The following is a 22,446-nucleotide window of genomic DNA, read 5'->3' as shown; positions in this document are numbered from 1 at the left end:
TGATTATCCTATGCTGGTGCTGCAGGAACTGCAATTGGTGGACGTACAGCCGGCGCAGCCAGAGCTGCCTGCGGAAGTGGTAGTCTGAACCTGGCCTCCGGGGCCCTGGGATTTTGATACAAATCCGCATCTGGACATCTTTCTGGCAAGGTCCTGGCTTTCACATTCGGGGCACTGGGGTTTGGAACTGCCCATGACCAGGGTTTCAAAATCCTTGCCGCAGGCATTGCATTTATATTCGTAAATTGGCATTTTTTACCTCTATTGCTGTCTCAAATTTCAATAAACAAACTAATATAAGGGTTTACCCCGGTATTTTCAAGTCGGAACTGAAAGAATCCGGGATATTCAATCCCACATCAATTGTTTTTGAAAAATCCTAACCCCAGGGCAAGACACTTTGATCCGTTTTCCTAAATCTTGTATTCACTGGGTTTAGCATCTATAATGGATAGCCGTCGTTTTCATCGTTTTTTTTATGGGCTTATAATGGATTGAAATCATGCCAAGATTTTTCAGGAAGTCTAAAAAACATGCCGGTGCTTCCCCGGGGACGCTTTATGATATAAAAGGGCCTGATGCGGGGGAAAGCCGGATCTCAATGATCGCATACACCGAAGATTCATTGGAGGAGGCTGAACTGGATGATATCCATTCCGCTGTATCTTTCATTAATGAAAGCGGTATTGTTTGGATCCATATCCTTGGCCTTCCGGGTGAGGCCGTGCTTTCCCGGATCGGTGAATTATTTAATATCCATGCATTGACCCTGGAGGATGTTGTCAATCCCGGCCAACGTCCCAAGTTTGAGGACTTTGAAACTTATTTTTATGTGGCCCTGAAGCAACTTGACTACGATCCTTTAGAAAAACTGCTATCCGCATATCACACCAGCCTGATTGTCTGTGACAATGTGTTGATTTCCTTCCAGGAAAAGGAAGACCCTTGCCTGGCTCCAGTGAAGAAAAGAATCCGCAACGGCAGGGGGCGCATCCGGAAATCCGGTTCCGGATACCTTGCCTATGCCCTGGTTGATTCGATTGTTGACCACTATTATCTTACACTCGCAGAGATCGGGGATGAAATTGAATCCCTGGAGCGTGAAATGCTTGACAGCATTTATTCCGATCAACTCGAACGCATCCACGGCCTAAAGCGTGAAATGATTTTCCTGAGAAAGCAGATTTGGCCGGTGCGGGAGGCCTTGACCCGGCTGATGAAATCCGAGTCCCCTCTGCTGCCCGGGTCAACGGACCGTTTCCTTGCCGATGTCTACGATCATGTCATTCACATACTGGATACGGTTGATACCTTTCGTGAATTATTGGGCTCCATGTTGGAGCTTTATATGTCCGCCCAGAGCAACCGGATGAACGAAGTCATGAGAACCCTGACCATCATCGCCACCATTTTTATTCCTTTGACCTTTCTTGCCGGAATCTATGGGATGAATTTCAAATTCATGCCGGAACTGGAATGGCAATGGGGGTATTTCGGGCTATTGGGAATCATGGCAGCGGTGGGAAGCGTAATGGTTATTTATTTTAAATGGAAAAAATGGTTCTAGGAGAACGATCCATGGTTGGTGAATCCTGTGCTCAGGTGAGAAGAAAAACGGTCCAAATCATTTTTTTGTGGGTGTTTGTCCCTATTTTGACCCTTTTGGCATTCTCCAGCATCACAGAGGTTTATGCAGAACCGGACGAGAGTTCCGCACAGAATCTGGTCAGTGATTTGGGCCAGCCCCTGGAAAATTCCCTGAAAGCGGAGCAGGCCAATCTGGAAGGCTACAAAGAGCGCCTGGCACGGGTAGAAAAAGAAAAAATTTTTCTTGCGGCGGCAGCCAACGGATACCAGCTTCAATTATCCACTTATGGCAACATGATACTATCCACAGGGGTGGACGTTTCATTGCTTCAGAAGGCCAGGGCCGAGATCAAAACCTCCTTGGTTGAGGTCCAGAAAATGATTGACGAAGTGACGCCTGGCGGGGATGCCTTAACCCTTGAGCGTAAAAATCTGGAGCAACAAAAACAACTGATTGATAAGCAGGTTGCGGAACTGGCCAAAATCAACACTGAAGAAAAAAACAATGCCGTCACTAAGGAGCTTGAAAAGACGGCCAGACAGCTTGCCGGTGTGCTCAAGAAAAAAGAAACCCTGGTATTAAAACTGGACCGGATTTACCAGGAACGGTTGGCCCAATTGGCCGATATTCAACAGGCCTTTTCAGCCTTGGACGCCCAGTTTGGGGCCGCCATTGAAAAGCGGAAAGCAAAAAATCTTTTTGAACGGAAAAAGGAGGTCTTCCGGCTTGATGCATTATCGGCGCTGAAAGGTGAGATCCGCCTTTTAGGCGAGCGGGCCGTGCTGCTCATTGCGCCTGAATTCTGGACCAAGGGCGGGCAAAAGCTCTGGCAGAGTGCCGGACTGGTTGCGGTCTCATTCCTCCTGGTTTTTTCCGGTGTCCTGGTGATCCTGGCCCGGATAAGAAAGGCTGCATCAAGAATACAGGAGGCCTCTTTTGTTAAACAACTGGGAAACTGGCACCAGATGACAGCGGCCCTTTTCACCCTGTCCATCATTCCCGGAGGCACGGCGCTGACCCTGTTTCTTTACAGCCGTCTGGATACCATGTTCCTGGTGGCCCCGGCCTTTGAGATGACGGCCTTGTTGATTCTGGTGTCACTTATGGGCCGATGGATAGGACGCGCCCTTGACGCCGGCGCAATGGGTGTAGAAAACAATGCCCGGTCAATCGCCCGTGTGGTCAAGGGGGTGGTTTCTATTCTTTTTATATATGTGCCGGTGTATTACATCCTGGGACGGGAATCCGGACTGCTGACGGTTCTCCGTATCGCAGGCGCGCTATGGATGCTCCTCGTTTCACTGGTCACCTGGCGGGCGATGAGTTTCAAGCATATTCACAGAACAGAGGGGCATGGCACTCGAAAAACGCTGTTGATAGGGCTGTCAGTTAAATATCTGGCCATCTTTGTCTCCGGGGTAACCCTTGTCCTCGACATGATCGGCTATGGTTCGCTTTCCTTTCACTGGCTCGTATCCTGGGCCCAGAGCCTGGCAATTATTTTCTGGTGGGGCCTTTTTTATTCTCTCATCAAGGAATGGGATGGATACTACAGGGAAAAGAGCAGTCAGAACCGGGACGAGTTCCTTTATGACAATTATCCCATCCAATGGTTAATGATAAGGGCGGGGCAGTTTTTCTGTCTGGTTTCTCTCATCGTTGTTCTGCTGCTGGCCTGGGGAAACCCGCAAACTGTTCTGGGGCGGTTATACCAGGTGCTGGCCCTCCCCCTGACCATCGGAAATATGAAGTTCAGCCTCATGGGGGTTATTTCTGCCATCGTTGTGCTGCTGATTACTTATGCGTTGACCCGGATGTGGAAATGGCTGTTTCAATCTAAATTCTTAAGCCGCAGCGGAATGGCGCTGGGGCTTCAGGATTCCATCACCACCATCACCGTGTATGTGATATGGATGTTCGGGATTCTTATTTCCATGCATGTGTTCGGCCTGAATACCGCATCCTTGGCAGTCGCCTTCGGCGCATTGGGTATCGGGCTTGGTTTCGGGCTCCAGAATATCTTCAATAATTTTATTTCCGGCATCATCCTGCTGTTTGAGCGGCCCATACAGGTCGGGGACGATGTGGAAGTCAACGGTATCTGGGCCCAGGTAAAAAAAATAAATGTACGGTCCACCGTGGTGCAGACCTATGACAATGCCTCCCTGATCATTCCCAATGCCGATTTCATAAGCAACCAGGTGACCAATTGGAGTTTCAAAGACAAGCGGATACGTAGAAATATCGATGTCGGCGTGGCCTACGGCTCTGATGTAGAACTGGTACGGGAAACACTGCTGGAGATCGCCAGAAACACCCCCAGGGTACTTGGATACCCAGTACCGGATGTCCTTTTCCGGGATTTTGGGGACAGTGCACTGATTTTCAGGCTCCGGATATGGACCGATATTGACAACATGCTTAGGGTGGAAACAAATATCAGGTTCAGAATCGACAAACTATTCAGGGAAAGAAAAATTGAAATCAGCTTTCCCCAGCGGGATATTCACATTCGCTCAATTGCGGACTCCCCCGGCGAAAATCCCAAATCGGAATCAGGAAAAAACATCCCTGGTATTGAAGTCGGGAGCTAAAAACGGCATTGGGTTTTCTATTTACTACATAAGATCAATCCTGTTTTCCCTAGATCCTGTCGGGGCAATCCGGGTAGCGCCGTGGATAGGGGAATCTTTTGATGGATATGTTCAAAAAAAGTTATGAATATATGTTGAATCTTAAGTTTTGCTGAAGTGAGATTCTTTATTGAAATCAGTGGTTTGTTATGCTAAAAGCCCGCCTATAAAATGATTGGCCGCTACTCCCTCCCCGCGCAACATGCAACAGGACCGAGCAGCTCCTTAAATTGAAGTTGGCACATCTGGTAATGAACCGGATTATTATGTATGGGTGGCTTTATGATTTATCCTCGCTTGAAGACTATGCTTCGAGATCTCAACTGCGTCCAGGACAATACCGAATCGGCTCGTCTGTCTCTGAACGTACTCGTCGAATCCCTTAACCGTTTAAAATGTCCGGAAGAGAATGTTGAAGGCCTCTGCCGGGAGTTTGCAGACGCCGTGAGGGCATCCCGGCCCGGAAATACCCTTTTGATGCATCTGCTTGATTTCTTTGAATCGGATCTGGGGAACTCGAACTCCCGGGAACCCGGCTGTATGAGGCTGCGGGCCTTGGAAAGCCTGGAAGAAAAAATTGACCAGCTGGACCGCTATGGGCGGTTCGTTGCTGAAAACGGACTGGCCTATATCAATGAGGGCGATACCATATTTGTTCTCCAGGCCGATAAGGTGATTGAAGATATCCTGATCCAGGCCAGAAATGAACTGGAATTCAGTTTCAGGGTGGTGCTCCTTGACCGTTCGGGCGAGGGGGCCCGCAGGGCCAAAGAGGCTCTTGCTGAGGCGGGAATTGATGCCCAGATACTGCCCCCGGGAAAGGATCCGGATGGATCAGATGGGACTGCTCGGCTCTTTATGGGCGGCATGACCGTTACGGCAGACCAAAAAATCCTTGCACCCAAAGATACGGCAGCGATGGTGGACCGCTTCAGGTCAACTGGGGGGACCGTTTATTTTGTTGCCCCAAGCCTGTGGTTTTCCCCCCAGCGTTCAACTGTCCGGAACGCTTTCGGGGGAGGGGGCAAGGAGGTGTCTCTGGCCGCTGCTGACCAGGATATGGTGTGCCTTGACCGGGTTGACCATATCGTGACCGAGTTGGGAGAAATGGGGGCGGACGGCCGGGTTACGAAACCGCCGGTATCGCTTGCCAGGCTGAAGGCCGGGACGGACGGAACCGCAGAACTGATCTCCTCAGAGACGGCCAGGCGGGAAATGTCTGCCGCCTGACGCCTGTGCAAAGGGCCCGGTGTCGGCTCCGGGCGCCTTATTGAAGGGCTTCTATGACCCCGGCCGCGATGAGGGGAATGAGGATTTCGTGGTGCCCCACAATGGCATAGCCTTTCCCTTTGCCCAGGGTGGGGCGGTTGACCACATTGGTCATGGGGCGGTAGTGGCGGATGAAATCCAGGTTCACCGTGGTGAAATCGTCCACCCGGTGTCCCAGGTTCCGGACCAGGGTCAGGGCCTTGAGAAAAACTTCGGGGAGGATCACTGCGGATCCGGCATTGATGAACACCCCGTTTTCAAGGCCGGCCACCTGCCGGGCAAAGGCAAGGAAATCGTCGTGGGATGCCTTACCGCAGGCCCCTGCGTCAAAATCCGGGTGCATGTGGATGATGTCCGTGCCCACGGCCACATGGACGGTGACCGGGATATCCAGCCGGGCGCCCTGGGCGGTGATGCTCAACCCCTTGTAGGGCAGGTCCTGGTCCAGAATCATTTGTCCCACGGCCCTTCCCAGCCCCATGCCCTTTTCCTTTGCCGAAGCAATGGCCATGTTGAGCAGGTCCGAGGTTTCCCTGGCCATGCCGAAGCTGCCGTCGGTCAGGCTGGTTGCCACGTCTTCGCTGGTCCGTCCGGTGAGGGCGGTTTCCAGGTCGTGGATGATGCAGGAACCGTTCATGGCGATGAGGGTGAGGATTCCCCGTTCCATGAGGTCAATGAGGATGGGGGGCATCCCGGTTTTGATCACATGCCCCCCCATGCCGAAACAGATCTGTTTTTTTTCTTTGGCGGCCTCGGCCATGGCGGCAATCACCGCCCGGATATCCTTTCCGGCCAGGATGGTCGGCAGGCGGTCCAGGAATTGGTCCAGGCCACCGCCCCGTGTCCAGGGCCGGGCAAAATCATCCTTTGAAACCAGGCTTTTCCTGTCCATGATGGAATAGGTGGACAGTTTGCTGTAATCCAGTTTCTTTGCATCAGCCATTGAAAATCATCCTTTCGGTGAGGTCGCAGAGGACATGGGCCAGCAGGATGTGGACCTCCTGGATCCGGGCCGTGACCGGTGAATCCACGCAAAAGGCCATATCGCTGATCGCCTTGAGCTTGCCTCCGGGACCCGAAAACCCAACCAGGGTCAGCCCCATGTCCCTGGCTGCCTCGGCCGCCAATACCACATTGGGGGAGTTGCCCGAGGTGGAAATGCCGATGGCCATGTCTCCTTTTCTGCCCAGGGCCTGTACCTGTTTCAGGAAAATTTCGTCATAGGAGTAGTCATTGCCGATGCTGGTGATAATGGAGGTGTCGCAGGTCAGGGCGATGGCTGCCAGGGGCGGCCGCTCGATCTGGAACCGGTTGACGAATTCAGCGGCAATGTGCTGGCAGTCGGCTGCCGAGCCCCCGTTGCCGAAGAGCAGGATTTTGCCTCCGGATTCAAGGGTTCGGGCCATGGCCCGGGCACAGTCCATCACAAGGTCGGTGTGGCTGCTGAAAAATTTTTCCTTGGCACGGATGCTTTCTGCAACTGCCGTTTGTATGATCTCTTTCATGGGGTCCTTTTGAGGGGTCCTTTTTGGTGTACCGCCGGGGGTGATCAGGCGGATTTAATGGCGTTGGCCCGGTTCTGTGATTGAACCTGGTCATGGATATCCTGGATCTCTTCCAGGCGGCTCACAAATAGCGCATTTTCCGGATCCATGGCCACACTCTTTTGGGCAAAGCTCAATGCAATGCCGAGGTTTTTTTTCTGCAGGGCCATGGCATGGGCATAACCTGACAGGGCGGCAGCATCTGTGGGGTTGAGTTTTACGGCCGTGTTAAAGGCGGCCCCGGCCCCGGGGGCGTCTTTTCTGTCCAGGAAGATCTGTCCCTTGATCCTAAAGGGGGTGCCGGATTCCGGTTTCAGCCCGATGGCGGTATCCAGGTGGGGAATGGCCCGGTCAAACTGCCCGTCCTTGAACAAAAGATAGCCTAGAAGCAGTTCGATTTCAAATATGTCCGGATTGATGCCGTGGGCCTTTTTCAGATAGAGCATGGCCCGGTCTTCATTGTCATTTATCCGGTGGATCAGGCCGATATTGTAAATGACCATTACCTCTTCAGGGTTGATGGCCGAGGCCTGTTCAAATTGTTCCAGGGCCTTGTCCAGCTGTCCCGTGATCCCGTATGCCACCCCAAGGCTGTTGATGAGGTTGATATCCTTGGGCAGTATCTGCAGGCCTTTTTTGTATTCTTCGATGGCCTCCTGGTGTTTCTTGAGCTGATAGAGCCTGTCCCCGCTGATGTTCAGGGAAATCGCATCAAAGGAGATCATCCGGCCCGGTTCGAAAAAGGCGGCATGATCCAGGGCCTTGAGTGCGTTACCCAGGATATGATTCCGGGAAAAATCCTGGAAGGGGTAAGCCGCCAGTCCCATGATCAGATCTGCCTTGAGGCGCTTTTCAATTTTTTCTTTTAACAGGCCCAGAAGCCGGGTGCCGTCTTTCTCAGTATCGTAATCCCAGAAGACTAGGGCAAAGGTGGCCTGGTCCAGGCTTTCCCATATCCCACGGTTCTTATTCAGGATGGCGTTAAAGCAGGATTCGAATACCTCTCCGGCCTTTTCCCCTGTGTCATCGGAGCCATCCGGGGCGATGCGGACCACGGCGGCAATGAATTTGTCATCGGGGAGGGGGGCCTGGTCCAGCCGCCCTTCAAATGCGGTGAATTGGACCGTTGGGCTGTGGAGCAGGTCGGACAGATAAATATCCGGGGGGGATACCGGCTGGTCGCCGGATCCGGTTTTTAAAAAATGAATTTCCGTTGAGGTGAATTTTTTGATCATTTTTTATGAATCAGCCTGTTAAGGGTTTGTGTCAGCAGGGCTTCCTGTCCGGGTTGAAGGGTTCTGGGATCCATGATGAATCTGTCATCTTCAATGCGGCCCATCACCGGCGGATTCGATGCCCGCAGCTGTTTTTCGAGGGCGGATACGGACATATGGACCGGCCTCAGGGTGATACACCGGGTGGGCAGCTTTAGATCGGGGTAAGAGCCGCCGCCGGGTCTGGATTCCATGTCTGCCAGACGGATATCAACAGCATCCCCCAACGCATCTGTCAGCATCTCAAACAATGTCTCCGCCGTTTCCGAGATGGCCTCATAGGGCATGGTGAGCATCCTCAGGGTCGGAATCTCCCGGACGGCCCGTTCGGTGTCCCTGTAAAGCTTGAGCGTTGCTTCCAGTGCCGCCAGGGTCATTTTATCGATGCGCAGGGCCCGGGTGAGGGGGTTGGCTTTGATCCGGTCCAGGGTCTCTTTTTTGCCCACAATGATCCCGGCCTGGGGACCGCCCAGAAGCTTGTCTCCGCTGAAGGTCACCACATCGGCGCCCGCCGCCACCCGCTCCGCCACCACAGGCTCCGCCGGCATGCCGTAGGGGCTGAAATCAATAAAGGTGCCAGAGCCCAGGTCCTCCATCACCGGAATTCCGTGTTTTCTGCCGATGGACACCATATCCCTTAGGGAGACACTTGCCGTGAACCCCTGGATTTTATAGTTGGAGGTGTGCACCTTGAGCAGCAGCCCGGTATTTTCGTTGATGGCGCCCTCATAGTCCCGGGGATGGGTCCGGTTGGTGGTGCCCACTTCCTTTAGCAGGCATCCGCTTTTGGTCATCACGTCGGGCACCCTGAAGGAACCGCCGATTTCCACCAGTTCCCCCCGGGAGACCACCACTTCCTCCCCTTGGGCGATGGTGTTCAGGGCCAGGAGCACGGCCCCGGCATTGTTATTCACGGCCATGGCCGCCTCGGCCCCTGTCAGCTCGCAGATCAGGTCTTCGATGGCGGCATAGCGGATCCCCCGTTTTCCCGTCCCGAGGTTCAGTTCCAGGTTGGAATAGGCGCCTGATATCCGCTGAATATTCTCCAGGGCGTCCCGGCAGAGCAGGGCCCGGCCCAGGTTGGTATGGAGGACCACGCCGGTGGCGTTGATCAGGGGGACCAACCTGTTTTTTACCGCCTGCCCGGCTTTTTGGGCGGCGGCGTTGATGATGGCCCGGTCTCCGGTGTCGGCGCCGGCGCCGGAAAGTATTTTTCTTCGGGCGGCGTCAATGCTCTGCCTCAATGCTTCCACCACCACTTTCCTGGGAATTTCTTTAAACCGTTCATCCTCCCCGGCTGCGGCCAGGAGATGGTCCACGCCGGGCAGTGATTTTAATAACGCCTGCTTATCTGTCATCTATTGTCCCGTCTGTTTGCTTTGGATTGGGGGTCAGGGCCTCCAGGGGCAGGGCGTCGATGAGCCCGGGGAGATCCACTTTTTCCAGGCCCAGTTGTCTGACCACCCCTCCCAGGCTCCGGGTCTGCATTTTTTCAAGGTCAATTCCGGTGAAGAATCTTTCCATGAGCAGGTCCGCCATGTAAACAATGGCCACCAGGTCCTTTGCCGCTGTTGCCGATTCCGGATTGTGGTGGTGGGCGACCACCTGGGCCAGGGTATCTGAAAATCCCCAGTTTTCAGCCAGAACCGCACCGGCCTGGCAGTGGGTGATCCCCAGGATCTTTTTTTCCGAGCGGATAAAGCTTTCCCTGTTTCTCCCGATATTTCTGAACAGCAGCGGGGCGCTGTCCGCAATGAACTGGTCCAGAACCACTTTGCCGATGTCGTGGAGGAGTCCTGCCGTGTAGGCCAGTTTTCCGTCTACTTTTTCAGTGTTGTCTGCCAGGTGTTCGGCCAGTTTGGCCACACCCACGGCATGGAAAAACAGGCCGCCCCTGCACATGGAGTATCCGGTGGCTCCGGTTTGGTCGTAGTAGGCTTCCACTGCCGCCGTTATAACCGTTTTGACCAGCATGTCCCTGCCCAGCAGCAGCACTGCATCCTTGAGGGTTTCTATTTTCATGGTGCCTGAAAAAATGGCCGAGTTGCACAGTTTCAGCGTTTGGGCGCTGAGCACCTGGTCCCGGGCCAGTTCCAGGGTGATTTCGTCAATACCGCACCGGTGTTGCTGGAACATTCTCAGGATTTTCAGGGCGGTTTGGGGAATGGGCTTGAGGGTGGCGATGGTCTGCCGGATGTTTTCTATGGTCGGCGGAGAAAAATGGTCAGCCGACCCGAGGGTTTGTTCCCAGGCCGGTTTGATCCGGGCGTCCCCGGTTTTCATATCCAGTTCAAGGGTACAGGTAAAAAAACCCCCGGTTTCGGAGTTGATGATCTCAATGCCTTGGCCCCGGAGCAGTTCCTGGGCGATTTCCGCCGACCTTCCGCCGATATCCAGGCCGATGTCCTGGTGGGATAACGGCCCCACAAAGGCGCCGCCGGCAATAACGGCCTTGAGGTTTTCAGGGCGGCAGCCCATACCGGTAAGGGTTTTGATGAGGATGGGAATGCCGGTGGATGCGTATTTTTCCGGTGTGGGGCTGCCGTAATCGCCCGGCGGTTCGGGCAACAGAATATGGATCAGACCCCCGGCTTTGGCAACCGGATCATAAAGAGAAACACCCAGGCAGGTGCCCAGGTAAGCCTGGAGAATATGGTCTGACTGCTTTATTGCCTTGAATTGGCCGGCGGCAATATGCTCGAATGTTCTATAGCTCATTTATCTTGTTTTTCTGTCCGTTCAGCAGCCCTGTGTAAAATAGTATTAGATATCATTAATTATAAAAAGGATTCAAGCCTTATATTTTGAAGAATCCGGGGAATCGCCTGTTTGGGGTAAAGATTTTGCAGACAATGCCGATGAATATCTAAAGCATGGATGCAATAATATAAAGATGCTGGAGACATCATGAAGATTTCAGAAAGCACGATTCACCTATCTTCCTTCCACGCCTCGGAGGAGGCCGATTTTATTCAGCAGGAAACGTCAACGGAGCGCCGGCAGGGCAAAACATCTGCACGGATAGGGAACTGGACGTGGGGCCCGGACGGTGTGCCCGAGGTCTGGGTGGACCGGGTGAGCATTTCTTCCGGTACCCGGAGTGAAATTCAATCCCAATATTCAGGGGCGCTGTCATCCAGGTCGACGGTCCGTTCCCAGGACGGTGAAACCCTGACCGAATTCGGCAGCGACGCATTGGCGGAGCGGATGGTGGGAGCTGCCATTGACCGTCAGGTGACCCTCAGGACCCTCAGGGACGGCGATGACATTCGCCAGGGCAATGACATCGGCGCCGGTTTCCGGGAGAACACTGCCCGGGGTAACAGTGTCCAGGGGAGCGGCATGGCCGAAACCCTGGTTTCCATGAACCGGGTTGAGGTCCACTACGAAACCGAAGAGATGGAATTTTCTTCCCAGGGAAAGGTGGTCACCCAGGACGGCCGGGAAATCGATTTTTCACTGGACCTGAACCTGGACCGGGCCTTTTTATCCAGGACCGAGGAGGAGACCCTGGTGCATACCTGGAAGGAAAAAGTCCGCCTGGTGGACCCCCTGGTCATCAGCCTGGACGGCCGTGTCCCGGAACTCACCGACACCCGGTTTGAATTTGATCTGGACAATGACGGCACTGCCGAGGAGATTTCCTTTGTGGCCAAGGGCAGCGGGTTTTTAAGCTTTGACCGGAACGGGGACGGGAAGATCAACAACGGGTCGGAGTTATTCGGTCCCGGTACAGGCAACGGGTTCGGCGAACTTTCAGCCTATGACGAGGACGGCAATAACTGGATTGATGAAAATGATGCTGTATTTTCCCAGCTCAGCGTCTGGACCCGGGACGACCAGGGCAATGATGTTCTGGTGTCCCTGAAAGAGGCGGGGGTGGGGGCCATCTACCTGGACAATGCCCGGACCGAATTCAGCATGACCGGCATGGACAATGAATTAAAAGGCCAGATGAAGCGGTCGGGAGTTTTTCTTTTTGAAAACGGCAATGTGGGCAGCCTGGGACAGGTCGACCTGGCGGCCCGGGCCCCGGAACCGTCACCGGCACTCAGTGCCCTTGGACAGGAGACGCCTGCCGGGGGGGCTGCATTGGATGGCGTGGAACGGTCCAATCTTCTTCCAGGCACAGGCATGGCCGTGATTGGAGGGGAAGATGACGGGGATGCCGGGGAAAATCCATTGAATGCCCTGCTGGAGCAGATAGAAAAACTCAAGGAAGAACTGCGGCAGATCTTCGGACAGGACAGGGAGGAAAAGGGCCGTGAATCCATCAACCGGTTCCGGCGCGGCGATGGCTTTTCTGTGTCGGATTTTGCCCTTTACAGGATCACCCGCCCGGATCCCGTGGGATTCCACCGGTTTCGCTCGCGGTTTATCTGATTTGGGTAATCAGGGTTCCTTATAGAGTGCCAGGACCCCTGAGCGGGCCAGCTTTTTGATGCCAAAGGGGGTGAGGCGTTCCAAAAGCACATCAATGGCGTCCTCATCTCCGGTCACTTCAAAAATATAGTGGCGGCTGCCTTGGTCCATCATTCTGCCGTTGAAATCCGCTATCAACGATTTGATTTCTTCCTGGTGCTCGGGCCGGGCCTTAACGCAGATCAGTGCCATTTCCCGTTTCACTGCCTTTTCCCCGGTCATGTCCCTGAGTTTGATCACATTGACCAGCCGCTTGATCTGTTTCATGCACTGCTCAAGCATCAGGGGGCTTGCCAGGGTGGTAATGGTGATTCTTGACATCTTGGGGTTGGCCGTGGGCGCGCCGCAGATGGTTTCGATATTGTATCCTCTGCCGGCAAAGAGCCCGGTGATTCTTGCGGTGACCCCGGGTTCGTTTTCAACCAGCATGGTCAGGGTATATCTGTTTTTTTTCATGGCATCCGTTTGTTTGTACCTGTTTTTTTGTCAGGCGTTTTCCAGGTCCGCTTGGGTGACGGTCCGGTTCCTTCCGTTTTCCTTGGCATAATAGAGGGCCTCGTCGGCCCGCTGGATCAGGGCCTCCACATCTTCGCCGGGCCTGTACAGGGACACTCCCATTGAAATGGTGATGGGGCCGATGGTTTTCCCTGAATTTTTGGCCCGCCACCTCATGGACTGAAGGCTTTTCCGGATCTGTTCCGCCAGGGAAACCCCTCCATCCAAACCGGTCTCCGGCAGCACCAGGATGAATTCCTCTCCCCCGAACCTGGCGGCGATATCCTTTCCCTTAATATGGTCTTTTAAAAGTTTTGCCAGCATTTTCAGCACATTATCGCCGATAAGGTGCCCGTGAATGTCGTTGACCTGTTTAAAATGGTCGATGTCACAGAGAATGGCTGACAGGGGAGTGCCGCTGGCTGCGGCCTCTTCCATGGCACGGGCCACGGCCTGGTTAAATCCCCGGCGGTTGAGCAGGCCCGTGAGGGTATCTGTTTTGGCGGCCTGCTTCATCCCCTCCAGCTCTTTTTTCAGGGCGTCTATTTCCGTAATGGTCTCGTCCATGCCCCTTTTGAGGGATTTATTCTCCCTCATGATGGACCGGGTTTCGGAAAGTATGCCTTGGGAGGCTTTCTCCAGGGTATCGGGGGCGGCGGAGTTGATCCCCTCGGTGAAGGCTTCTATCCGTGTCTCACTGCCGGCAAGCCGGCTTCCCGAATCTCCAATGTGTTTGGAAACCTCGGTGATAATAGATTTGAATTCCCGGGTTTTTTTCTCGGTCAGGATGGTTTGGTGGTCGGCAATATAGCTTCTGAACCAGTCCAGCACCCTGTCAAAGGAGATGGGCTTTTTCGCAGTTTCATATGAGTCTATAAGCCGGTTCAGTTCAGGGTTTCTGCCCGATGCATATTCATACCAGACCGCATAGACAATGGGGTTATATGGCAGGTTGTGACGGGCAATCTGCTGAAGGGTCAGCCTCAGATACTTACCAGTGGTTTCGATATTATCCGGATATAAATGGTCTAACATTGGACCCCCTGCATTATTCGCCCAACTGGGCGGCTACCCGGGATTCTAGTTCTTCCAGGGTAAAGGGTTTTTTCATGAATGCCGCAGCGGTATCCTGAATTTTATATACCGAATCATGTACAATCTCGTCTTCGGCATATCCGGACATGAAAATCACCTTGATATCCGGATTGACGGCTAGGATTTCCTTCATCATGTCAGGCCCGTCTTCTCCGGGCATAACAATGTCTGAGATGACAAGGCCGATCCGTTTTCCGGCTGTTCTGATGCAGTCACGGGCCTCCTGGGCCGTTGCTGCGGACAATGACGCATATCCAAGTTCGTCAAGCATATCAGCAACAATGGACCGTGTGTCTTCGTTATCGTCCACGATGAGGATGGTTTGTGTTCTGGGAGGGGGCGCTGTCTTTTCCTGGCCGCTGGTGTCCATGGCCTTTTTCAGCTCCTGGTTTTCTTTGCGCAGGGCATTGAGTTCGTTAATGAGTTCCTGTTTGGATCTGGTATCGTCCGTCATGGTCTATTCGCCTGGGTCTATGGTAATCTTAGTCTCGGGGTTGCCTTTACCCGGTTCCGCAGGGAACCGGCGGGTCTCAACCTCTGCTTTGTTACCAGAAACCGGGTAAAGAATCAAACCCAAATCCCAGGGAGGTTGGCGTTAGGAAATCAGGTCGATGATGCGGCGGGAGGTGTACTCCCCGACATCTGCCAGACCGTCCACGGGCATGAACTGCCTGGCGTTGCCCGAGTACAGGCAGGTGACCCCGGCGGGGAAGTCATCATCTGCTTCGTAGAAAATGTAGCAGAGGGCGATTTTGGGCAGGGGATAGACCACAAAAGAAAAATCGCCACCCGTGCCATGGGGAGCCGCCTGGCCGGCTAAAGTGAGCATGATTTTGGGAATGTCCGATTTGATTTTGGAAACATGGGGGGCGAGCAATTGTTCCGTATGGGTGGCAAAAGCGCCGGCATAGGGCATGGAATCAGGGAATTCCTTAAAGGCCTTGAATGGGGTCAGGCTGATCCGTGTATCTGTGGCGTTGAGGGCATAAAGGGTGACCAGAAGGCTTCTGATGGGATCGGTCTCCCCTGAATCGTCAGGGCCTTTAAAACTGATACCATCCGGAGCAATGGTGCAGTCGCATCCGAATGCGCTCAGCTTGAACCGGTCTTCCTCCCTGGCGGCCCGGATGCATTGTTCCAGATTGGCGGGAAGGGATCCGTATAGTTTGTCAAGATTATCCTGAATGAGACGGGTGTAATTATCCATAATCATGCCTCCTTATTCTATGTATAAATAAAAAGGGCCGTGGGGATCAAGCCTTTATTTAACGGGGGAAATTTTGCAGCGCTTGTGGTAAAATAATAAATTTTCGAATATCGGCAACCATAATGGATAAGGACAGACCATGCTAAAGAAAAGCGGTAAGGATTATATTGTATTTCCCCTGGACTTCCCCACCATGGAGGAGGCCCTCGGCCATGTCAGGCTCCTGGATGGCCATGTGGGCATGTTTAAGATCGGCCTGGAACTTTTCATCCGCCAGGGGCCGTCCGCGGTGGAGAAGGTCCGTGCCCTGACCGGGGCGAAGATTTTCCTGGATCTCAAGCTCCATGATATTTCGGCCACTGTGGGACGGGCCATGGCCCGGGTGGCGGACCTGGGCGTTGACCTGGTGACGGTGCACTGCGCCTCTTCACTTCAGATGCTTGAAGCGGCAGTGGCAGGGGGCGGGGGGAAAACCGGCGTGCTGGGGGTCACCCTGCTTACGGATAACGATGCGGATGCCGTTTCCGCCGGCGGATTCAGGGATGAATATGTGAATTCCTTAATCGATCTGGTCCTCCTCCGGGCCGGGATGGCCAGGGATGCCGGATGTACGGGGGTGGTCTGCTCGGGACGGGAAACCGCAGCCATCAAAGAAAAATTCGGGACGGATTTCTGGACAGTGACCCCGGGGATCCGTCCGGAATGGAGCCTGACGGCCAACGATGACCAGAAACGGGTCACCACCCCGGCCCAGGCGGTGTCCGCCGGCAGCGACTACATTGTTATCGGCCGGCCGATCCGGGATGCCAAAGATCCTGTAAAGGCCGCCGGGATGGTGGCCGAGGAAATTGACCGGGGCCTGATGGCCTGATCCTGTTTCAAAGGGAATATCCTAAATAAAAAACACCGCCGGGAACCTTGTTCCGGCGGTGTTTTTTTGCTGTTGCTGCTGAAAAAGGCTTTGCCTGATCCGTCTGGGCTATGCTTCCTTTTCCAGGCCGAAAGCGGCATGAAGGGTTCTTACGGCCAGTTCCGCATATTTGGAAAGAATGACGCAGGAAATCCGGATCTCCGATGTGGAGATAAGGCGGATATTGATATTTTCAGAAGCCAGGGCTTCAAACATGACAGCGGCAACCCCTGAATGGCTTTTCATGCCCAGGCCGATTACCGATACCTTGGCGATCTCGGTGGCAGTTTTTATTTCATCGGCGCCGATTTTCTGGGCAACGGCCTCGGAGATTTCCAATGCCCGCTGAAAGTCATCCTTTGTAACGGTGAATGTCAGGTCTGTTTCCCCTTCGGACCGGGTGTTCTGGATGATCATGTCCACCATGATCTCGGCCTCGGCCAGGGGACCGAAAATTTTTGCCGAAATGCCCGGCTGGTCAGGCACCCGCTTGAGTGTAATCCGGGCCTCATTCATATCACAGGTCACCCCGGATACCACCGGACTTTCCATATGGGCTTCTTCATTAATTACCATGGTTCCTTCCTCCTCGTTGAATGATGACCGGACATGCACGGGCACATTGTATTTCTTTGCAAATTCAACCGACCTGATCTGGAGTACCTTGGCCCCCAGAATGGCCATTTCAAGCATTTCTTCATAGGATATTTTTGAGATTTTTCTGGCATCCGGGCAGATTCTGGGATCCGTGGTGTAGACCCCGTCCACGTCGGTGAAGATTTCACAGACATCGGCCTTCAAGGATGCGGCGATGGCCACGGCCGAGGTGTCGGAGCCGCCCCGTCCAAGGGTGGTGATATCCCCGTCGTCGTCCGCTCCCTGGAAACCGGCGACAACGACAATATGGCCCTGGTCCAATGCCGTTTTTACCTTGTGGCTGTCAATGTCCAGAATTCTTGCTTTGCCTGACATCTGGTCGGTATGGATGCCGGCCTGGAAGCCCAAAAAGGATTTTGCTTTATACCCCCTGGCTTTTAGCATCATGGCCAGCAGGGCGGCCGTGGTCTGTTCGCCTGTTGCCAGGAGAACGTCCAGTTCTCTTTTGTCTGGTGTGTCCGATGCCTGTTTTGCCATGCCGATGAGCTTGTCCGTCACTCCGGCCATGGCGGAGAGGACCACCACCACCTGGTCACCGTCGTCATGGGCCTTTTGTACCCGGTCCGCCACATTGGCGATCCGTTCCAGATCTGCCACCGATGTGCCGCCGTATTTTTGTACCCTTAAGGACATAATTTCTCCTGAGTCTTATTTCTTAGCTATCAAATCTTAGCTCTTATTAGTCTATTGCGAAAATACGTTGCTTAGCAAATTTGTTCCCTGTTGTCCAGAAGGAAAAAGAGAAATGATCCGGTTAAAATCAGCATCGAACTGGAAGTCCAGCCGCAGGTGGAATTCAAATCCGGTTTCCTCCATCAGGCCGGGCCATTCCACGGCGGCCACGGCATCTTCTCCAAGCAGTTCTTCAAGCCCTAAAAATTCAAGTTCATCGGCCTCGCCCAGCCGGTAGAGGTCCAGGTGGAGGAGCCGCCGGCTGCCGGCCGGGTATTCATTAATGATATTAAAGGTCGGGCTGGTGATATAGTACCCCTCGTCCACCCCCAGGCCCCGGGCAAGGCCCTGGACAAAACAGGTCTTTCCTGCACCCAGATCCCCGGTAAGCGCCATGGCGAAAAAAGAGGTGTGCCGGGCCAGTTCAGCACCGATTTTCTGCCCCAGGTCCATGGTGTCCTGGGCATCATGGGTGATGATTTCCTGTTTCATGCGGTGAGCTCCGCCAGCGCTGCCGGGATGGTTTCCACCATATCCGAAGCCGTGAATCCCAGGGGGAAGTCGCCGGCCAGGAGGTCACCGCAGAGACCGTGGATAAATGTGCCGGATACAGCGGCGGCTTCCGGGGCCATGCCCTGGGCAAGGAATCCGGCGATCATCCCTGTGAGCACGTCCCCCATGCCCCCCGATGCCATGCCCGGGTTCCCCGTGGGGCAGATATAGCAGGTGCCGTCGGGGCAGGCCGTGAGGGTCTGGGCGCCCTTGAGCACCAGAATGACCTTGAACCGGGCGGCAAAATCCCGGGCAATGCCAAGGCGGTCCGCCTGCACATCCCGGCTTGTTTTATTGATGAGCCGGGCCATTTCTCCGGGATGGGGTGTGAGAATCACCGGAACTTTTGCCACCTTCAGGCATCCCGGATCATCGGCCAGGCAGTTGAGGCCGTCGGCGTCGATGACCATGGGCACCGTTGATTCTGTCACCAGTGCCCTGACCAGTTCCCGGGTATCCGGATCCCTTCCAATGCCCGGCCCCAGGGCCAGGGCCTGTTTGCCGGCCAGAAATCCGGTGACGGTGTTAAGGCTGCTTGCGGAAAGGGTGCCGGAGGCAGTCTGGGCCAGGCCCAGGGCCATGGGTTCGATGACCATGGGTTCCATTGTCGGAACCAGTCCTTCTGGAAGCCCCAGGGTTACCAGGCCGGCCCCTGAGCGTACGGCGGCATTGGCACAAAGGGCTGCCGCCCCGGTTTTGCCGGGGGCGCCTGCCAGGGCCAGGAGATGGCCGGCACTGCCCTTGTGGCTGTTGAAGGAGCGATTTGGGAGGAGTTCGGCAATATCTTCTTTTTCAGGCAGGAAAAGGTCTGGCTGCCCGGCCCGGGCAATGTGTCCGGGAATCCCGATATCAATGATTTCAAGGTCGCCGGTGTGCAGATTCCCGGGGTAAAGGACGTGTCCGGCCTTGGCAAAGGCAAAGGTGGCGGTTGCCATGGCTGCGATGGCCGTCCCGCAGACCGCTCCGGTATCGGAATTGATGCCCGAGGGGATGTCCACACTGAAAATCGGTTGACCCGATCCGTTCAGGCTCAGGATAACATCCCTGAAAAAACCACGTACATCCGAGTTCAGGCCGGTGCCGAAAATGGCATCCACAAATAGATCGTGGTCCAGGATGGTGTCGCGGAGCCGTTCAAAGGATGCTTTGTCGGGTACTTCCATGAACTGGGAGTCGGGATGCTCAGGCAGCAGGGCCTCGGCCAGTTCCATGTTCACCCGGGCGTCTCCGGCCACCCTCTCCCTGCCGGCCAGGAGGATAAAGCTGACCCGCACCCCCATTTCCATGAGGTAACGGCCCATGACAAAGCCGTCTCCCCCGTTGTTGCCCCGGCCTGCCACAACAGCCACCCGCCGGTTTTCAATCGGTGCAAAGGCGTCCACCAGGGTTTCCAATGCCCCCCGGCCGGCATTTTCCATGAGCACCAGGCCGGGTATACCGAACTGGTTTATGGTTTTCCTGTCCATTTCCTGCATCTGTTTTGCCGTGACAAGAATCATATTTTTACTTCCTTAATAATTGTGTTGTGATTACCATTTTGCGTAATGTTCTTCCACCACTCCCCCGGCGTTTTCAAGGGTAAGGTGCCGGCCGGAAAGGGTGCGGATATCCCCGTCAAACCGTCCGCAGGGCTGGATAAACCGGCTGGCCAGAAGGAAAAAATTATCGTCTGCCCGGCGGATGCCTTCGGGATGAAATTTCAGGTCGATCCGGCCGTCCTCTGATGAGACCTGCCAGGGGGCCATGGGGTTGGCGGCATCATAGGCATAATCCATCCTGCCCACCGGCTCCGGTATCCCGTCTATCCACAGGGTGTTTTCCAGCCGGTCCCCTTCATACACCCCCCTGGAAAAATTAAATCCCACCATGGGGGCGGCCGACGGATCTGTGTTATCCTTTGCCCGGCCTGCGCCGCAGGCCCAGTTCCAGAAGGTCTGCCGGTGGTAGGCCCCGTGGGTCCAGTCGTAGAGAGTGAAACTTGTCTCCGGATCGAGATGGATCGTTTTTGAACCCAGGCGGATACTCCCGCTGGCGGCCGGTCCTGCGGCCTTGGTGGTAAAAGCGGTTTTTCCGCCGCCCATATCCATGGGAAAATGCATGGGGGCGAAACCCGACCCTGAAAATTCAATATCCGCGCCCAGGCCGGGCAGGTCAGCTCTGATCTGTTTGTATGCGGTTAAATTCCCGGAGAACTCTATTCGCGCGTTCCTGCCGGTATACCGGCAGATGCCGGTTTCAGGGTGCCGGTCATACCGTATCCGGCCCGTTGGCAGACAGACCTTTGTGAATTCCTCCATTTTTCCGGTTTCCCGGTCAAAGGCAAAGCAGAAGCCGGAAGCCGCGTATCCCAGGTGAACCACGGCCGCCCCGAAAAAGATATCGGGCGAAACAATTCCGGCATAGCACCAGCGTTTTTCCCTGAACAGGTTGCGGAACCGGCCGGCCAGGGGAAGGCCTGTGATGATGCTGGTATTTTCCAGGTTAAAGGGGCCGGACCAGGGCGAATCGAGTTTCATCATCTGTTTTCCTCCATAACTTCCCGGTATCTGAAACAGGAGACCAGGTGGTCATTGACCATTCCCGTGGCCTGCATGTGGGCGTAAATGATGGTGGAACCGGTGAACTTAAACCCCCGCTGTTTTAAATCCTTTGAAAAGGCATCGGAAATCTTTGAGGTGGCCGGCACCTGGTCCGGGGAGGCAAAGGCGTTGATGAGGGGCCGGCCGTCCACGAACCGCCAGGCATAGGCGTCAAAGGAGCCGAATTCTTCCTGGACCCTGAGGAACGCCCGGGCATTGGTTACTGCGGCATTCACCTTGAGTTTGTTCCTGATGATACCTGTGTCCAGGAGCAGCTCATTGATTTTTTTTTCGGAAAACCGGGCCACCTTTTCCGGGTCGAACCCGGCAAAGGCCTTGCGGTATCCTTCCCGCCGTTTGAGAATGGTCAGCCAGGAAAGCCCGGCCTGGGCCCCCTCCAGGATGAGAAATTCAAACAGGGTGGAATCGTCGTGTACCGGCACCCCCCACTCCCTGTCGTGGTAATGGATATAATCCGGATCCGATGTGCACCAGCCGCAGCGTTCCATGGATGTGACCGTCCTTTCAAAACAGCGGGCCGTTTTCTGCTGCCGTTTTTAATTGCCGTTTACGCCGGTTCAGGCGTGGATATGTATATCCGTGATTTATACATTAATCCATCGGCATATTCTATAAAAAAGGAAGGGGACTGGCAGGGGCTTATTTTTACGGTTGCAATTTTGTTATTATAGGGGGTAAAGTTAGTATACTTATGTCTCAAGACTGTGATTTTTATAACGAATAAAGAAATTTGGAAACCGTGTGAGGAAACTTGCCAGAACCATAATTTTTTATTTCGTATTGGGTATATGCCTTTTTCCATATTTCCAATGCGCAGCCGGCGACGGCCCGCTGATGGTTGAAGACCCATGGCCGCCTTATACCATTGGCGAGTACGGGGAGCCGTCAGGGGGGATTGCCGTCGACTTGACCCGGGAAATTTTCAGGCGCATCGGCCTTGTGCCCCGGCTTGAACTCTACCCCTGGCAGCGGGTGCTGAAAATGGCCGAAACCGGCAAGGTGGACGGAATCATGCTGCTGATGAGGACAAAGGAACGGGAGGCTTTTTTGGTGTACACGGATAAATTGTTCACCAATATGGACCGGGTCTTTTCCAATAGGAAATCCCACAGCACCCCTGTCCGTACCCTAGAGGATCTTTCAGATTTCCGGCTCGGCTATGTTTTAGGCTATGTTTACGGCGACAAGGTAGACAATCTTTTAGCCAAACTGGCGGAAAAGGCATTTGCGGCTTATACCTCTGAAGAAAACTTAAGATATCTGGTGGACGGGCGGGTGGATTTTATCATCGAATCCCGGAATGTGGTCCAGGGCATCCTGTCGCTTCATCCTGAGTGGGCAGGCAGGATCCACGAAATGGATATTGAAATGGAGACCTATGACTACTACATGGGGATTTCCAGAAAATCAAAATATGCCTCCCGGATTAAAGATTTAAACAGCGCCATAGCACAGATGAAATCCGACGGCACCATGGACCGACTGGCCGGCGGCGCAGGGAACCGTTAATCCGCCTTCAGCCCCCTTG

The 22,446-nt window shown here is 54.3% G+C and carries 21 protein-coding genes; 6 read left to right on the top strand and 15 right to left on the bottom strand.

Annotation, left to right across the window (positions count from 1 at the left end; translation table 11 throughout):
* Positions 1 to 3: 3 nt before the first annotated feature.
* Positions 4 to 252, bottom strand: a complete 249-nt coding sequence (locus HUN04_07875; GenBank protein WDP89642.1) for a zinc ribbon domain-containing protein — start codon at positions 250 to 252, stop codon at positions 4 to 6.
* Positions 253 to 502: 250 nt separating this feature from the next.
* Here HUN04_07875 and corA point away from each other — a divergent pair, with 250 nt between their 5' ends.
* The 3 genes from corA to HUN04_07860 all read left to right on the top strand — a co-directional run bounded on the left by corA (position 503) and on the right by HUN04_07860 (position 5,451).
* Positions 503 to 1,567 carry a magnesium/cobalt transporter CorA gene (corA, locus tag HUN04_07870; GenBank protein ID WDP89641.1) on the top strand — a complete coding sequence of 355 codons (1,065 nt, stop codon included), beginning with the start codon at positions 503 to 505 and terminating at the stop codon, positions 1,565 to 1,567.
* Positions 1,568 to 3,447: 1,880 nt separating this feature from the next.
* Complete coding sequence (locus HUN04_07865; protein ID WDP93204.1) at positions 3,448 to 4,182, top strand: mechanosensitive ion channel; 735 nt, start codon at positions 3,448 to 3,450, stop codon at positions 4,180 to 4,182.
* A gap of 345 nt (positions 4,183 to 4,527) precedes the next feature.
* On the top strand, positions 4,528 to 5,451 hold the full coding sequence (locus HUN04_07860) for a hypothetical protein (GenBank protein WDP89640.1): 924 nt from the start codon (positions 4,528 to 4,530) through the stop codon (positions 5,449 to 5,451).
* Positions 5,452 to 5,488: 37 nt separating this feature from the next.
* Here HUN04_07860 and HUN04_07855 read toward each other — a convergent pair whose 3' ends face one another.
* The 5 genes from HUN04_07855 to HUN04_07835 are packed head-to-tail and all read right to left on the bottom strand — an operon-like array spanning position 5,489 to position 11,026.
* A complete protein-coding gene (locus HUN04_07855; protein WDP89639.1) occupies positions 5,489 to 6,433 on the bottom strand; it encodes a hypothetical protein in 945 nt (314 codons plus the stop codon).
* Positions 6,426 to 6,995: a D-sedoheptulose 7-phosphate isomerase gene (locus HUN04_07850; protein ID WDP89638.1), complete on the bottom strand. Its 570-nt coding sequence runs from the start codon at positions 6,993 to 6,995 to the stop codon at positions 6,426 to 6,428. The genes HUN04_07855 and HUN04_07850 overlap by 8 nt, the downstream gene beginning before the upstream one ends.
* A 44-nt stretch (positions 6,996 to 7,039) precedes the next feature.
* The gene (locus tag HUN04_07845) at positions 7,040 to 8,269 is read right to left on the bottom strand and encodes a tetratricopeptide repeat protein (GenBank protein WDP89637.1); all 1,230 of its coding nucleotides are present in this window, start codon (positions 8,267 to 8,269) and stop codon (positions 7,040 to 7,042) included.
* Complete coding sequence (locus tag HUN04_07840; GenBank protein ID WDP89636.1) at positions 8,266 to 9,666, bottom strand: L-seryl-tRNA(Sec) selenium transferase; 1,401 nt, start codon at positions 9,664 to 9,666, stop codon at positions 8,266 to 8,268. The genes HUN04_07845 and HUN04_07840 overlap by 4 nt, the downstream gene beginning before the upstream one ends.
* A complete protein-coding gene (locus HUN04_07835) occupies positions 9,656 to 11,026 on the bottom strand; it encodes an HDOD domain-containing protein (protein ID WDP89635.1) in 1,371 nt (456 codons plus the stop codon). Before HUN04_07835 ends, HUN04_07840 begins: the two co-directional genes overlap by 11 nt.
* Positions 11,027 to 11,215: 189 nt before the next feature.
* Here HUN04_07835 and HUN04_07830 point away from each other — a divergent pair, with 189 nt between their 5' ends.
* The gene (locus HUN04_07830) at positions 11,216 to 12,691 is read left to right on the top strand and encodes a hypothetical protein (GenBank protein WDP89634.1); all 1,476 of its coding nucleotides are present in this window, start codon (positions 11,216 to 11,218) and stop codon (positions 12,689 to 12,691) included.
* A gap of 9 nt (positions 12,692 to 12,700) precedes the next feature.
* Here the strand turns inward: HUN04_07830 and ilvN are convergent, their stop codons facing one another.
* The 4 genes from ilvN to HUN04_07810 all read right to left on the bottom strand — a co-directional run bounded on the left by ilvN (position 12,701) and on the right by HUN04_07810 (position 15,530).
* Positions 12,701 to 13,186, bottom strand: a complete 486-nt coding sequence (gene ilvN, locus HUN04_07825) for an acetolactate synthase small subunit (protein WDP89633.1) — start codon at positions 13,184 to 13,186, stop codon at positions 12,701 to 12,703.
* A gap of 30 nt (positions 13,187 to 13,216) precedes the next feature.
* Positions 13,217 to 14,260 (bottom strand): diguanylate cyclase, encoded by a 1,044-nt coding sequence (locus tag HUN04_07820; protein WDP89632.1) that lies wholly within the window; start codon positions 14,258 to 14,260, stop codon positions 13,217 to 13,219.
* A gap of 13 nt (positions 14,261 to 14,273) precedes the next feature.
* A complete protein-coding gene (locus tag HUN04_07815) occupies positions 14,274 to 14,774 on the bottom strand; it encodes a response regulator (GenBank protein WDP89631.1) in 501 nt (166 codons plus the stop codon).
* Positions 14,775 to 14,915: 141 nt separating this feature from the next.
* Positions 14,916 to 15,530 (bottom strand): DUF3786 domain-containing protein, encoded by a 615-nt coding sequence (locus tag HUN04_07810; protein WDP93203.1) that lies wholly within the window; start codon positions 15,528 to 15,530, stop codon positions 14,916 to 14,918.
* A gap of 136 nt (positions 15,531 to 15,666) precedes the next feature.
* Here HUN04_07810 and pyrF point away from each other — a divergent pair, with 136 nt between their 5' ends.
* A complete protein-coding gene (gene pyrF, locus HUN04_07805) occupies positions 15,667 to 16,398 on the top strand; it encodes an orotidine-5'-phosphate decarboxylase (protein WDP89630.1) in 732 nt (243 codons plus the stop codon).
* Positions 16,399 to 16,506: 108 nt separating this feature from the next.
* Here the strand turns inward: pyrF and HUN04_07800 are convergent, their stop codons facing one another.
* Genes HUN04_07800 through HUN04_07780 form a run of 5 tightly spaced genes read right to left on the bottom strand, consistent with a single transcriptional unit; the run spans position 16,507 to position 21,406 of the window.
* Entirely contained in the window at positions 16,507 to 17,727 is a 1,221-nt protein-coding gene (locus tag HUN04_07800; GenBank protein WDP89629.1) for an aspartate kinase, read from the bottom strand.
* 51 nt (positions 17,728 to 17,778) lie between these two features.
* Complete coding sequence (tsaE, locus tag HUN04_07795; GenBank protein WDP89628.1) at positions 17,779 to 18,258, bottom strand: tRNA (adenosine(37)-N6)-threonylcarbamoyltransferase complex ATPase subunit type 1 TsaE; 480 nt, start codon at positions 18,256 to 18,258, stop codon at positions 17,779 to 17,781.
* Entirely contained in the window at positions 18,255 to 19,817 is a 1,563-nt protein-coding gene (locus HUN04_07790; GenBank protein WDP89627.1) for an NAD(P)H-hydrate dehydratase, read from the bottom strand. The genes tsaE and HUN04_07790 overlap by 4 nt, the downstream gene beginning before the upstream one ends.
* 30 nt (positions 19,818 to 19,847) lie before the next feature.
* Positions 19,848 to 20,837 carry a DUF2804 domain-containing protein gene (locus tag HUN04_07785; protein WDP89626.1) on the bottom strand — a complete coding sequence of 330 codons (990 nt, stop codon included), beginning with the start codon at positions 20,835 to 20,837 and terminating at the stop codon, positions 19,848 to 19,850.
* Positions 20,834 to 21,406 carry a DNA-3-methyladenine glycosylase I gene (locus HUN04_07780; GenBank protein WDP89625.1) on the bottom strand — a complete coding sequence of 191 codons (573 nt, stop codon included), beginning with the start codon at positions 21,404 to 21,406 and terminating at the stop codon, positions 20,834 to 20,836. The genes HUN04_07785 and HUN04_07780 overlap by 4 nt, the downstream gene beginning before the upstream one ends.
* A gap of 346 nt (positions 21,407 to 21,752) precedes the next feature.
* Here HUN04_07780 and HUN04_07775 point away from each other — a divergent pair, with 346 nt between their 5' ends.
* Positions 21,753 to 22,427, top strand: coding sequence for an amino acid ABC transporter substrate-binding protein (locus HUN04_07775; protein WDP89624.1), 675 nt, complete (start codon positions 21,753 to 21,755; stop codon positions 22,425 to 22,427).
* Positions 22,428 to 22,446 lie beyond the last annotated feature (19 nt).

It is taken from the genome of Desulfobacter sp. (assembly GCA_028768525.1).
Lineage (GTDB): Bacteria > Desulfobacterota > Desulfobacteria > Desulfobacterales > Desulfobacteraceae > Desulfobacter.
The sequence above is the reverse complement of the archived record's forward strand: the minus strand, read 5'-3'. Positions and strand labels throughout refer to the sequence as shown.

Excerpts from the sequence above, each read along its gene's own strand:
- tsaE (WDP89628.1), bottom strand. The coding sequence starts at position 18,258 with ATGAAACAGGAAATCATCACCCATGATGCCCAGGACACCATGGACCTG.
- HUN04_07865 (WDP93204.1), top strand. The coding sequence starts at position 3,448 with ATGGCGCTGGGGCTTCAGGATTCCATCACCACCATCACCGTGTATGTG.
- corA (WDP89641.1), top strand. The coding sequence starts at position 503 with ATGCCAAGATTTTTCAGGAAGTCTAAAAAACATGCCGGTGCTTCCCCG.
- HUN04_07780 (WDP89625.1), bottom strand. The coding sequence starts at position 21,406 with ATGGAACGCTGCGGCTGGTGCACATCGGATCCGGATTATATCCATTAC.
- HUN04_07785 (WDP89626.1), bottom strand. The coding sequence starts at position 20,837 with ATGATGAAACTCGATTCGCCCTGGTCCGGCCCCTTTAACCTGGAAAAT.
- HUN04_07800 (WDP89629.1), bottom strand. The coding sequence starts at position 17,727 with ATGTCCTTAAGGGTACAAAAATACGGCGGCACATCGGTGGCAGATCTG.
- HUN04_07875 (WDP89642.1), bottom strand. The coding sequence starts at position 252 with ATGCCAATTTACGAATATAAATGCAATGCCTGCGGCAAGGATTTTGAA.
- HUN04_07845 (WDP89637.1), bottom strand. The coding sequence starts at position 8,269 with ATGATCAAAAAATTCACCTCAACGGAAATTCATTTTTTAAAAACCGGA.
- HUN04_07790 (WDP89627.1), bottom strand. The coding sequence starts at position 19,817 with ATGATTCTTGTCACGGCAAAACAGATGCAGGAAATGGACAGGAAAACC.
- ilvN (WDP89633.1), bottom strand. The coding sequence starts at position 13,186 with ATGAAAAAAAACAGATATACCCTGACCATGCTGGTTGAAAACGAACCC.
- HUN04_07820 (WDP89632.1), bottom strand. The coding sequence starts at position 14,260 with ATGTTAGACCATTTATATCCGGATAATATCGAAACCACTGGTAAGTAT.
- pyrF (WDP89630.1), top strand. The coding sequence starts at position 15,667 with ATGCTAAAGAAAAGCGGTAAGGATTATATTGTATTTCCCCTGGACTTC.
- HUN04_07815 (WDP89631.1), bottom strand. The coding sequence starts at position 14,774 with ATGACGGACGATACCAGATCCAAACAGGAACTCATTAACGAACTCAAT.
- HUN04_07840 (WDP89636.1), bottom strand. The coding sequence starts at position 9,666 with ATGACAGATAAGCAGGCGTTATTAAAATCACTGCCCGGCGTGGACCAT.
- HUN04_07835 (WDP89635.1), bottom strand. The coding sequence starts at position 11,026 with ATGAGCTATAGAACATTCGAGCATATTGCCGCCGGCCAATTCAAGGCA.
- HUN04_07860 (WDP89640.1), top strand. The coding sequence starts at position 4,528 with ATGCTTCGAGATCTCAACTGCGTCCAGGACAATACCGAATCGGCTCGT.
- HUN04_07830 (WDP89634.1), top strand. The coding sequence starts at position 11,216 with ATGAAGATTTCAGAAAGCACGATTCACCTATCTTCCTTCCACGCCTCG.
- HUN04_07775 (WDP89624.1), top strand. The coding sequence starts at position 21,753 with ATGGTTGAAGACCCATGGCCGCCTTATACCATTGGCGAGTACGGGGAG.
- HUN04_07855 (WDP89639.1), bottom strand. The coding sequence starts at position 6,433 with ATGGCTGATGCAAAGAAACTGGATTACAGCAAACTGTCCACCTATTCC.
- HUN04_07850 (WDP89638.1), bottom strand. The coding sequence starts at position 6,995 with ATGAAAGAGATCATACAAACGGCAGTTGCAGAAAGCATCCGTGCCAAG.